7 protein-coding genes are annotated in these 12,541 nt (G+C 46.0%); 4 read left to right on the top strand and 3 right to left on the bottom strand.

Annotated features, from left to right (window positions below):
• Positions 1–320: 320 nt before the first annotated feature.
• Positions 321–1,790 (bottom strand): glutamate synthase subunit beta, encoded by a 1,470-nt coding sequence (locus tag ATG66_RS17510; protein WP_098416511.1) that lies wholly within the window; start codon positions 1,788–1,790, stop codon positions 321–323.
• Positions 1,790–6,340 (bottom strand): glutamate synthase large subunit, encoded by a 4,551-nt coding sequence (gene gltB / locus ATG66_RS17505; RefSeq protein ID WP_098416510.1) that lies wholly within the window; start codon positions 6,338–6,340, stop codon positions 1,790–1,792. Before gltB ends, ATG66_RS17510 begins: the two co-directional genes overlap by 1 nt.
• Before the next feature lie 551 nt (positions 6,341–6,891).
• Here gltB and ATG66_RS17500 point away from each other — a divergent pair.
• From ATG66_RS17500 to ATG66_RS17490, 3 genes are all read left to right on the top strand, one after another.
• Positions 6,892–7,851, top strand: a complete 960-nt coding sequence (locus ATG66_RS17500) for a TIGR01212 family radical SAM protein (protein ID WP_098416509.1) — start codon at positions 6,892–6,894, stop codon at positions 7,849–7,851.
• 310 nt (positions 7,852–8,161) lie between these two features.
• Positions 8,162–10,513 carry an aerobic respiration two-component sensor histidine kinase ArcB gene (arcB, locus tag ATG66_RS17495; RefSeq protein WP_098416508.1) on the top strand — a complete coding sequence of 784 codons (2,352 nt, stop codon included), beginning with the start codon at positions 8,162–8,164 and terminating at the stop codon, positions 10,511–10,513.
• Between the two features lies 1 nt (position 10,514).
• Positions 10,515–10,967, top strand: coding sequence for a hypothetical protein (locus tag ATG66_RS17490; RefSeq protein ID WP_098416507.1), 453 nt, complete (start codon positions 10,515–10,517; stop codon positions 10,965–10,967).
• Between the two features lie 67 nt (positions 10,968–11,034).
• On the opposite strand, the gene arcA is transcribed toward ATG66_RS17490, so the two are convergent.
• Positions 11,035–11,751 (bottom strand): two-component system response regulator ArcA, encoded by a 717-nt coding sequence (arcA, locus tag ATG66_RS17485; RefSeq protein WP_098416506.1) that lies wholly within the window; start codon positions 11,749–11,751, stop codon positions 11,035–11,037.
• Positions 11,752–12,113: 362 nt separating this feature from the next.
• Here arcA and ATG66_RS17480 point away from each other — a divergent pair, with 362 nt between their 5' ends.
• On the top strand, positions 12,114–12,521 hold the full coding sequence (locus tag ATG66_RS17480) for a DUF3293 domain-containing protein (RefSeq protein WP_098416505.1): 408 nt from the start codon (positions 12,114–12,116) through the stop codon (positions 12,519–12,521).
• The last annotated feature ends 20 nt before the right edge of the window (positions 12,522–12,541 follow it).

The raw sequence follows: 12,541 nt of genomic DNA, 5'->3' as shown, positions 1-12,541 counted from the left end.
AACAAATTTAGTGTGTTTTATTTTCATCAGCCTTACAAGCTATAGCTTGTTGTAAAAAAGGTCAAGTTATTAGTAGATCATCACGTGAATATGGTATTTTCCATGTAAATATCTGAAATAGTTCAGTTATTTCAAATTAATAGAGAATTTAACGTTACAAAAAAGTAACGTTTGACTCTGTGGGAAATAAAAAAGACCAGCATAAAATGCTGGTCAAAATAGAAAGGTTGGAAGGAATTGTTTTCTTTTCTCAACCTCAGCCATCGATAGTACTGATGGCTGGGTTATGACTCGAAAAGAGGGAGTGCGAGTACTTCCCTTTATGCAGAAAGCATCAATGAGTCTGCTTTCGCTTCTAAGTTTGTACCACTCATTAAGTAATCATCGATAGTACGAGCACATTCACGGCCTTCATTGATACAACGCACAACCAGAGACTGGCCAGTACGCATGTCACCGGCAGCAAATACGCCTTCTTGGTTGGTGGCGAAATCTTGAGTTGCCACGTTACCGCGATCATCCAAAGCAATATCCAGTTGAGCCAATACACCGCTTGGCTCTGGGTGTAGAAAGCCCATTGCGAGGAATGCCATATCACATGGGATGACTCGTTCGCTGCCTTCGACTTCTTTGAAGCTTGGACGCTCGCCTCGTTTTGCCTCTTCCCAGACGATGTCTGAAATGCGTAGGCCAGTGACTTCGCCTTTATCGTTGCCGATGAATTCCTTAGTCAGAATATTCCAATGACGGTCCACTCCTTCTTCGTGAGAAGTCGAAGTGCGCATGATCATTGGATATTGTGGCCAAGGCATATTCGCTGGACGTTTCTCTGGCGGAATGGGCATGATCTCTACTTGAGTAATGCTCTTCGCGCCGTGACGGTTTGATGTACCTACACAGTCTGAGCCTGTATCACCACCACCAATGACAACCACATGTTTACCTTTTGCGTGAATCTCTTCCGTTTTCAGGTCCATGTTATTGGCACGTCGGTTGTTTTGACCTAGGAATTCCATTGCGAAATGAACGCCTTTTAGCTCACGCCCCGAAACGGGTAAATCGCGCGGAACGGTAGAGCCACCTGTTAACAGAACGACATCGTACTCTTGACGAAGTTGTTGTGCGTTTACATCTACACCGATGTGTTGGTTAACCTTAAACTCGATCCCTGCTTCAGCCATTAGATTGAGCTTACGGTCAATCACTTCCATGCTCAGTTTAAAGTCTGGAATACCAAAACGCAGCAGGCCACCGACTTTCTCGTCACGCTCGAATACCGTCACGGTATGGCCTGCGCTGTTTAACTGCTCAGCAGCAGATAGACCAGCAGGGCCAGATCCAATGATCGCCACTGTTTTACCAGTGCGAGAACGTGGCGTTTTTGGCTTGGCGTATCCTTCACGGTACGCCGTTTCCACGATGGTTTTCTCGATATTACAGATGGTGATTGGGTCTTGGTTAATGCCAAGCACACAAGAGGTTTCACATGGTGCTGGGCACACACGACCAGTAAACTCAGGGAAGTTATTGGTTGAGCTTAGAATGTTCCAGGCTTCTTCCCAGCTATCACGATAGACGGCATCGTTAAACTCAGGGATGATGTTACCGATAGGACAACCGCTATGACAAAACGGTACGCCACAGTCCATACAGCGAGAAGCTTGAGTGTTGATTTTGTTACCAAACTCCTCGTTCAGAACGAACTCTTTGTTGTTCTTGATACGTTCAGCTGGGTCGATCTTCTGTGGTAGTTCACGACCATGTTCTAAAAATCCAGTAGGCTTACCCATTACACTGCCTCCGCTTGAGTTTCGTTTCCTTGAGACTGCGCTTCAGCCTGACGTTGTTGAAGAACCGCTTTGTAGTCACGCGGCATCACCTTAACCATAGAGGCGAGGCTTGCTTCAAAGTTGTCTAGGAAAGACTGAGCGACTTCACTTCCTGTGAATTGAACATGCTTAGTTAGCATGCCGAGTAATAGAGCTTTGTCTTCTTGCTCGATAGGGTCTAGGTCTACTAGCTCTGGGTTCAGTTTCGACTCAAAGTCGCCTGACTTATCCCACACGTAAGCGACACCGCCACTCATACCTGCGGCAAAGTTACGACCGGTTGAACCAAGGATGATCGCTGCACCGCCAGTCATGTATTCACAACCGTGGTCACCGACACCTTCTACCACCACTTTTGCGCCTGAGTTACGAACACAGAAACGTTCACCAGCCATACCGCGAATGAAAGACTCCCCCGAGGTTGCCCCGTAGAAACATACGTTACCCACTACGATGTTATCTTCTGCGACAATGCTTGATTTCGCGTCTGGGTAGAGCACTAACGTGCCGCCCGACAGACCTTTACCCCAGTAGTCGTTCGCATCGCCTTCCACTTCGAACTTCACGCCCTTAGCTAGGAATGCGCCGAATGACTGACCCGCAGAACCTTTGAACTTCACGTTCATTGGTTGAGGCAGACCGGCATCTTTGTACACTTTTGAGATTTCGTTTGACAGCATGGTACCCGCAGAGCGATCCGTGTTAACGATAGGGAATTCGGCATTCACCGTTTCGCCTTTCTCGAGTGCAGGAATGGCGGCTTGAATCAATTTACGGTCAAGCACCGATTCCAGATTGTGGTTCTGTTGCGTTTGGTTATGGATACCGTCTGACTCACGTGGCTGTTCAACGTGTAGAACAGGAGACAGATCGAGATTTTTGTACTTCCAATGAGAGATATCTTGGCGAATCTTCAACTTCTGACCTTGACCGACCATCTCATCGATAGTGCGGAAGCCCAGTTCTGCCATGATTTCACGCAGACCTTGCGCCATGTATTGGAAGAAGGTGACCACGTCTTCTACGCGACCATCAAAGCGCTCGCGAAGTGTCTTGTTCTGAGTCGCGATACCCACAGGACAGGTATTCTTATGACACTTACGCATCATGATACAACCTTCAACCACCAATGCTGCGGTTGCTACGCCCCATTCTTCTGCGCCCAGTAATGTTGCGACTGCAAGGTCGCGAGGTGTCTTCATCTGACCATCTGCTTGAACCACGATACGGTTACGTAGACCGTTTTTCAGTAGCGTTTGGTGGGTTTCTGCCAAGCCGAGCTCCCAAGGAAGACCGGTGTGGCGGATTGAAGACATTGGCGAGGCTCCCGTACCGCCGTCGAAACCAGCGATAAGCACCACGTCCGCTTTGGCTTTCGCTACACCAGACGCGATAGTACCTACGCCTGCTTCCGATACCAGTTTCACGTTCACGCGACCCGCGCGGTTCGCGTTCTTCAAATCGTAGATCAGCTGAGCCAAATCTTCGATGGAGTAGATATCGTGGTGTGGCGGTGGTGAGATCAGCCCGACCCCCGGAGTCGAGTGACGGGTTGCACCGATCCAGTCATCCACTTTGTCACCCGGTAGCTGACCACCTTCACCTGGCTTCGCACCTTGAGCCATTTTGATTTGCAGCTCATCTGCGTTAGTCAGGTAATAGGAGGTGACGCCGAAACGGCCTGAAGCCACCTGCTTGATAGCTGAGCGTTCCCAATCGCCGTTGTCTTTGCGTTCGAAACGCATTGGGTCTTCACCACCTTCACCAGAATTCGATTTTGCGCCGAGGCGGTTCATCGCAACAGCCAGTGTGGAGTGCGCTTCGTAAGAGATAGAGCCGAATGACATTGCGCCCGTCGCAAAGCGTTTGACGATGCTTTCGATTGGTTCAACTTCATCAATAGAGATAGAACCGGCAGGGTTTTTGATGAATGCCAATTGGCTGCGCAGCGTAACCGCGTTATCACCTTGTTTATCTACCGCGGTTGCGTATTGCTTGAACTGCTCATAGTTCTTGTTACGCGTTGATTCTTGCAGTAGAGAAATCGTTTCTGGATTGAATAGATGCTTTTCACCACGTTGTTTCCATTGGTACACACCGCCAACATCCAACATTTGAATTGGGATTTCGCGTTGTGGATAGCCAATGCGGTGACGAACGAGCACTTCTTTGGCGATGTCATCTAACGTCAGACCCTGAATACGAGAAACCGTCCCCGTGAAGTACTTGTCTACCACTGATTTGTGGATACCCAACGCTTCGAAGATTTGCGCACCGTGGTAAGACTGTAGCGTTGAAATCCCCATCTTCGAGAAGATCTTCAATAGACCACCATTGATGGCGTTACGGTAGTTATTGAATAGATCGCGCGGGCTTGCTTCTGGATCTAACTTCTTCGTGCGTTGCAGCTCAATGATGGTTTCGATCACTAGATAAGGGTTAACCGCGTTGGCACCATAACCAATAAGCGTTGCAAAGTGGTGCGTTTCGCGTGCGTCAGCGGTTTCAACCACAATATCACACTTCGCACGTAGCCCTTTACGGATCAAGTGGTGGTGAACGGCACCAACAGCGAGCATTGCAGGGATCGCTGCGTGATTTGAGTTCACGGCACGGTCAGTCAATAAGATGATTGAGTAACCATCGATCACCGCGTCTTCTGCGTATTGACAGATACGTTTTAGTGCACGCTCTAGCTTGCCTTGCTCTTCGCTGGCTTGGAATACGATATCGAGCGTTTTCGCTTGGAGATGTTCGTTATCGATCGCACGCAGTTTCTCAAGTTCAGAGTTAGCAAGGACTGGTGATTCCAGCTCTACCTTTTGACAGTGAAGCGGGGTTTCAGCCAGCAGGTTTTGATCTTTACCCAAATAGGTGTTGAGCGACATTACCATGCGCTCACGGATCGGGTCTATCGGCGGGTTGGTGACCTGCGCAAACAGCTGCTTAAAGTAGTTTGAAAGATGCTGAGATTGGTGAGAAAGCACCGCGAGTGGCCAGTCGGCACCCATTGCAGACAGTGGTTCTTTGCCGTCATTCGCCATTGGAACGATGATTTCGTTCACTTCTTCGGTGCTGACACCAAACGCTTGCTGGCGATACAAAAGATGTTTTGGATTAGGTTGGCTGAATTGGTTGCTCGCATCTGGTAATTTTTTCAGGCTGAGTAGATTTTCTTCTACCCATTTCTCGTAAGGTTGCGCTGTCGCGATGGTGTCTTTTACTTCTTCATCAGAAACGATCCGACCTTGTTCTAGATCCGCCACGAAAATACGACCTGGTTGCAGGCGGCCACGGAATTCTACGTTTTCAGGTTTGATGTTCACCACGCCTGATTCTGATGCCATCACAAGGAAGTTATCTTTGGTCACTGTGTAGCGAGAAGGGCGAAGGCCATTACGATCTAGAGTCGCACCGACTTGAACACCGTCAGTAAAACAGACCGATGCAGGGCCATCCCATGGTTCCATTACATTCGCATGGTACTGATAAAATGCACGGCGTTTCGGATCCATAGTTTTGTTTTCTTGCCATGCTTCCGGGATCATCATCATCAGAGCATGTGGCAGGCTGCGACCAGAGAGAACTAGGAGCTCAAGTGCCATATCGAAGTTGGATGAATCTGAACTGTTTTCCTGACAAATTGGAAGCAGCATGTCGATCTCTGCCTGAGTGAACAGATCGGATTCGATAATCGCTTCACGAGCTTTCATCCAGTTCAGGTTACCGCGAACAGTGTTGATTTCACCGTTGTGAGCGATGTAACGGAAAGGCTGTGCAAGGCGCCATTTCGGGAAGGTATTGGTTGAAAAGCGCGAGTGCACCAGTGCCAGCGCAGTCACCATGGTTGGGTTTTGCAGGTCCAAGAAATATTGAGGAACTTGTTCTGTCGTTAACTGACCTTTGTACACCAATGTCTTGTATGACATTGAGTTTATGTAGAAGTCGTCACCAATGTTCGAAATGCTTTCTAGACAAACCCGTACCGTGTAGTTACGAAGAACATACAGTTTGCGTTCAAGCTCTTCTGGTGTGATGCCGGGGCCACCAGAGATAAACACGTGCTCAAACTGAGGTTCAGTGCTGAGTGGATCGGCACCAATCATCGAGTTATCGGTTGGCATTACGCGATAGCCGATCACTTCAAGATCTAAGCGTTTGGCATTACGCTCTAGAATGTCACGACACTGTGCGCGTTTGTATTCATCTTTTGGGAATAGAACGACACCCACACCATACTTTTCGAAACAAGGCAGTTTAATACCGAGTTTAACGGCTTCTTCTAATAGGAATTCATGAGGTTTTTGTAGCAAGATACCTGCACCATCACCGCTGCATGGGTCACAACCTTGACCACCACGGTGTTCCATTCGTGCCAGCATGTCTAACGCTTGGGTCACTACGTCATGAGATTTACGGTTTTTAAGGTGAGCAACAAAACCGATTCCACAAGCGTCATGCTCCAGTTCAGGAGTATATAGACCCTGTGAATTTTGCTCTCTATTTACCATAGATACATCCTTCCAGTTCAATGTCGACGCAAAAATACCGGGCAGACAAACGCCGCCTAGCAAATTGATTACGTCTTGTCCTTTATATTTATTATCGCCACCAGTCTAGGTTGACCAGTCTTGATTCCTTTCCGTATCTCGCAGGAAAAATATTGCGAGAAAAACAATCCTTGGTGATATCCCTTTATTTAATGCCACTCTGTAGTGATTTATATAGGTAGGAGTGGAATAACACCGACAAATCCCGCTGTGTGCTTTGTAATAAAAATCACAAAATGCACCGGGTTGTGTAAGTATCCTACAATTTTGTTACTTCGGAATGCAACGAAAAAGTCGCCGTTGTAACCCAATTTTTTCGTCTAATTATGCAATTTCATGTTTAATACTGGCGCAGATTTACGGCTTTTTGTTTGTATTTATGCAAGTTTATTGATTTTGACCTACTTGGGTTTTGTTTGAATTGATTAATATTGCTTGTTTTTTCTTGCAGGGATGTAATTTGTTTACATGACCGTAATGAGGTTGATTATGGTTCGCAATTGTGAGGGTTTATGCAGTTACACGAGTTGGTCAATACACTAGGCCAAGATCTTCAACGCCGATACGGTGAAAAAGTACATAAATTAACGTTACACGGCGGGTTTAGCTGCCCAAACCGTGATGGAACGATTGGTCGCGGTGGCTGTACATTTTGTAACGTAGCTTCGTTTGCGGATGAAGAAGTCCAAGTAAAAAGCATTCATGATCAATTGAAAGATCGTGCGGGGGAAGTCGACCGAGCGAAGAGGTATCTGGCGTATTTTCAGGCTTACACCAGTACTTATGCTGAGGTCCAGGTGCTTAAGAATATGTATGAAGAAGCACTTAAAGCGGTCGACATCGTTGGCTTATGTGTGGGGACTCGTCCTGACTGTGTGCCTGATGCCGTGCTGGACTTATTGTCTGATTACGTCCGTCAAGGTTACGAGATCTGGCTTGAGCTTGGCCTGCAAACCGCAAACAACCGAACACTTAAGCGAATTAATCGTGGTCATGATTTCGAATGTTACGCTGAGATCACTAAACGTGCGCGTGCGCTAGGCATTAAAGTATGTACGCATCTGATTGTTGGGTTGCCGAAGGAGACTCGTGACAATAACGTCGAGACGTTACAAAAAGTATTAGAAGTAGGAACCGATGGGATCAAGCTTCATGGCTTACATATCGTAGAAGGTAGTACCATGGCAAAAGCGTGGCGAGCAGGTAAATTAGAAGCACCTGAGTTAGAGGAGTACGTCGCAATCGCGAGTGAGCTTATTCGTCTAACGCCACCAGAAGTGGTTTATCATCGCGTATCATCTGCCGCGCGTCGACCAACATTATTGGCTCCGTTATGGTGCGAAAACCGTTGGTTAGGTATGACTGAAATCGGCCGCGTGCTCAATATTTATGGTGCTCAAGGGAGCTTAACCGGAAATACTTTTATCTATACCAAGCCCGAATTAATAGCCGCTCACTCAATAAATCCCTGATCGGTTCGAAAAGGTTGAGAGCAAGAGTGTGTAAATGAAAGTGTGTCCTCTCCTAGTGAAGGTATTTAGAGGTATATTGCTAACGCTTTGTGACCGCTTGCTCTAAGTTGATCGCTGGTTGTTTAAATTGCCGTATTAAACACGTTAAACTGGCTAGAGCCTGTGTTTTTGCTTGCGGTCTCTTATCGTCAGCACGGCTTGTAGTGCGCGTTGTTACTAATCAAATCGACCTAAATTGCCTTAGGCCGAATATGCCTGCCCATTTCTCATCACCAAAGGGCGATGTCTAGCCAGTACCATGGAGTCGTTAATGAAACCCATGAAAAATCTCGCTCAGTATTATGTTGACCTGCTAGTCAAGCTGGGGATTGTCCGTTTTTCTATTTTGCTCGCTCTTGCGTTGGTGGCGTTGGCCGTTGTGGTGCAAGTAGGGATTACTTTGGCATTGAAGGGGCGAGTGGATGATATTGATATTGTCCGTTCGGTATTTTTTGGTCTGTTGATCACGCCTTGGGCGGTGTATTTTCTTTCCGTTGTTGTTGACCAATTAGAGGAGTCACGTCAACGTTTGACTAAGCTGGTGTCTAAGCTCAAAGACATGCGCTCACGCGACCAGGAGCTAAATTACCAACTGCAACAGAATATCGAAAAGCTTAATCAAGAAATTGAAGAGCGCATTAAAGCCCAAGCCGCCCGTGAAGAAGCAATGCAAGATCTCGAGAATGAGGTCTTTCAGCGTGAGCGAACCCAATTGGAGCTGGCTGAGCGCACAGCTTTATTACGTTCATTTATTGATGCTTCACCCGACTTGATTTACTACCGCAATGCTGATGGCGTGTTCTCGGGATGTAACCGTGCAATGGAAGAGTTAACTGGTAAGAAAGAGCACCAGTTAGTCGGTTTAAGCCCATGGGATGTTTATAGCAAAGAAATCGCTGAAAGCATCGTTAATACCGACCAAAAAGTCTTTGCTGATAATCAAGCCATCACTTATGAGCAATGGCTAGAATATCCAGATGGTCGTAAACATTACTTTGAGTTGCGCAAGGTTCCATTTTATAGCAAAGATGGCCGACACTTGGGCCTTGTTGGCTTCGGTCGTGACATCACTGAGCGTAAGCGTCATCAAGAATCGTTGGAAAAGGCCAGCCGTGACAAAACCACCTTTATTTCTACCATTAGTCATGAACTTCGTACCCCGCTTAATGGGATTGTGGGTTTAAGCCGAATGCTTCTCGATAGCCCATTAACAAAAGAGCAGCGCAAGCACATGCAAACCATCAATGTGAGTGCTATTACGTTGGGTAACATCTTTAACGATATTATCGATATGGATAAATTTGACCGTCGTAAGTTGGAGTTGCTACCAGCGCCATTGAACTTTGAAGACTTCGTTGCCGAAATTGAAAGCATATCGGCGCTGATGGCACAACAAAAGGGACTTCGCTTTGACTTAGAGCGTCTGAGTGAATTACCAAAAGCCATTGAAGTCGATGCTACTCGTTTACGTCAGGTAATCTGGAACTTAGTCAGTAATGCGATGAAATTCACCAAAGAAGGTGGCGTTGTGATGACAGTTAGCGCTGAAGTTGAAGATGAATTTGCGACCATAGTGATGGAAGTTGAAGACACGGGCATTGGTATTCCTGAAGAGGAACTCGATAAAATCTTCGCGATGTATTATCAGGTCAAGTCGGGTAAAGATAACCTTCATGCTGTTGGCACGGGGATCGGTCTGGCAGTATCAAAGCAGCTAATGAATATGATGGATGGGGATATAACGGTCGTCAGTGAAGAAGGGTTTGGTAGTACTTTTACGGTGTCGATTCATGTGCCAGTTGTCGAATTAGAGGAGCCCGTGATAGCTGCGCAACGAGAGAGTCTCCATTTAAACATCTTTATGGTTGAGGATATTGAGCTGAACGTTACCGTGGCGAAATCTTTACTTGAGAGCTTAGGTCACTCGGTGACAGTGGCGATGACGGGTAAGGAGGCGCTGGTTAATTTTGTGCCAGAAAAATATGATTTAGTACTGTTAGATATCCAGCTGCCAGATATGACAGGTTTTGATGTTGCGAAGTACTATCTTGAACACTATGACAACTTACCACCATTAGTCGCATTAACGGCGAATGTGATGAAAGACCGCCGTGAATATTTGGATAGTGGCATGGATGATGCGATTAGTAAGCCGCTCGCGGTCAATGCTATTCAGTCGGTAATTAATAAGTTTTTCGCCCATAAAGTCGACCAAACTGAGCCAATCTTAGCTTCAGGCGTGGCGAAAGAGGCGACGCCATCTCCAGTGATTGAGACACATTTGCTTGATCTGGATATGTTAGAGTCGTACGTAGACATCGTTGGCGCGAAGCCAGTTTATGAGAGCATTAAAATGTTTGAAGACATGATGCCCGATTATATTGAAGTCCTAGACTCAAACATGATGGCCAAAGATAAAGATGGCGTTGTTTCTGAAGCGCATAAAATTAAAGGAGCGGCTGGTTCGATTGGTCTAAAGCGTATCCAGAGTGTTGCGCAAAAGGCTCAGTCTCCAGAGATGCCAGCGTGGTGGGAAAATATTTCAGATTGGGTTGAAGAGATTAAAAATGAATACCAGAACGATATTCAAGTACTCAAATGTTGGTTGGAACAAAGGAAATAACATGAAAATAATTGCACCAATGGTCTGGGTTATGGCTTTTTTGATAGCAGGCTGTAGTTCCATTCCTAACGTGAATTGGCAACAAAATAGCCAGATTACGATTAACCAAGTAAATATTGAACTTAAGAGCAACCTTTGGGTGAACCTAATGCCAGCAGTCGGTGAGGCTCAAGAACAAAGTATTCAGGGAGCGCTTTACCTTGAGGGGAACCAACAGCTACCAGCTAACCTTACCGCTGAAGCGCTCGTTATTAAGCAAGGTGATGTAAAGTGGCTGGTGAGCGGAGAATCATTAGAGACTCGCACCCACAGTGAGAATCAATGGGAAGTGGCGTTCACGTCTGAAATTGACGCAGACGCAGATAAATTTGTTGATATCGCCGTTCTTTTAGATGATGCAGGAAAGCAGCGTTGGCTAGTGGAAAAATACGTGAAGATAAATAAGGTTTACTAGCTTACTGCCAAGGTAAATAAACAAAAGGGCTTACTCATTGAGCAAGCCCTTCGTGTATGCGAGTCAATTAATCTTCTAGATCGCCACAGAAGCGGTAACCTTCACCGTGAATGGTCGCGATGATTTCTGGTGTGCCTGATACAGATTCGAAATGTTTACGAATACGACGGATAGTTACGTCGACAGTACGGTCGTGTGGTTTCAGCTCACGGCCTGTCATCTTCTTAAGCAGATCGGCACGAGTCTGAATTTTCCCCGGGTTTTCGCAGAAGTGCAGCAGAGCACGAAATTCAGAACGAGGAAGCTTGTAGCTATCACCTGACGGGCTCACAAGAGATCGGCTGTTGATGTCCAGTACCCAACCATTGAATTCGTATTTTTCTACTGAGCGCTTTTCTTCTTGTACAGCATTAGAGCTCATCGAGCGGCTTAGCAAGTTACGTGCACGAATAGTTAGCTCACGTGGGTTGAATGGTTTCGTGATGTAGTCATCAGCACCAATCTCTAGACCAAGGATCTTGTCAACCTCATTGTCACGTCCTGTCAGGAACATCAGGGCCACGTTCGCTTGTTCGCGCAGTTCACGCGCCAACAAGAGGCCATTCTTGCCTGGAAGGTTAATGTCCATAATAACCAAGTTGACTGAGTTGTCAGACAACACTTGGTGCATCTCTTCACCGTCACTGGCTTCAAAAACAGCGTATCCCTCTGCTTCAAAAATACTCTTAAGAGTGTTACGAGTTACTTGCTCATCTTCAACGATAAGAATCTGCGGGGTTTGCATTGGCGGTACCTAAATTTGTGACAAAATTGTGCTAATAGAATAAATTCTAGGCAAAAATATAACATACAGGTAATGTGATTTTGATAATAAATCAAGTTGATCAAAAAAACACTTCTTTCAGTTATCCGCCTTCCATGGAGTTTTGCCGGTTCACCAGTATCCAGTGGCGACGTTTATTCTAAAGGGCTTGTTTACTTTTCACTTCCTACCTTTGACGGGGGCCTGAAAAGTAAACACCCTAGGGTATGGAGCGGATTTTATATTGTTAACAGCATGCTAACAATGCTCAAATGTTAATTCCATTCAGTTTGTTGATTTACATCAATTGATGAAATGTAACTGTTATTAATCGTTTAAGAGTTATGGTAGAAAAAAGTAATACAAACATAGATGCATCGTTATGGAATGCTTATTCGGAGGCTTTATTTGATTTTAAGGCAGAATGGAGCACTTCGAGCTATGCAGTGATAACTGCTTGGAACCCATACAGTATTTTGCGGTCAAAAGAAGATAACTGCATAAGTAATCAAGCATTAGAAAAGCAGCTCCAACATGTGAACTACACACGTGTGACGGTCGGCAATCGCAGCTTTACATGGTACGAAGAGAGTTTTGCGGCAGAACTCACGCCGGAGTCAGCGGTTGGATTGGCGAATTGCTTTCAACAAAACGCGATTTATTATGTTATTGATGACGAACTGTACCTAATTGCTTGTTCTGAGCCAAAATTAATGCACAAGTTAGGCTCAATAAAGCCTCGACTCGTCTAGAAGGATACCACTCACTGAGC

It is taken from the genome of Vibrio sp. ES.051, assembly GCF_002563795.1.
Classification (GTDB): Bacteria; Pseudomonadota; Gammaproteobacteria; order Enterobacterales; family Vibrionaceae; genus Vibrio.
Note: the sequence above shows the minus strand (reverse complement) of the source record. Positions and strands in the feature narration are given on the sequence as shown.

Excerpts from the sequence above, each read along its gene's own strand:
- ATG66_RS17510 (WP_098416511.1), bottom strand. The coding sequence starts at position 1,790 with ATGGGTAAGCCTACTGGATTTTTAGAACATGGTCGTGAACTACCACAG.
- gltB (WP_098416510.1), bottom strand. The coding sequence starts at position 6,340 with ATGGTAAATAGAGAGCAAAATTCACAGGGTCTATATACTCCTGAACTG.
- ATG66_RS17500 (WP_098416509.1), top strand. The coding sequence starts at position 6,892 with ATGCAGTTACACGAGTTGGTCAATACACTAGGCCAAGATCTTCAACGC.
- arcB (WP_098416508.1), top strand. The coding sequence starts at position 8,162 with ATGAAACCCATGAAAAATCTCGCTCAGTATTATGTTGACCTGCTAGTC.
- ATG66_RS17490 (WP_098416507.1), top strand. The coding sequence starts at position 10,515 with ATGAAAATAATTGCACCAATGGTCTGGGTTATGGCTTTTTTGATAGCA.
- arcA (WP_098416506.1), bottom strand. The coding sequence starts at position 11,751 with ATGCAAACCCCGCAGATTCTTATCGTTGAAGATGAGCAAGTAACTCGT.
- ATG66_RS17480 (WP_098416505.1), top strand. The coding sequence starts at position 12,114 with ATGGTAGAAAAAAGTAATACAAACATAGATGCATCGTTATGGAATGCT.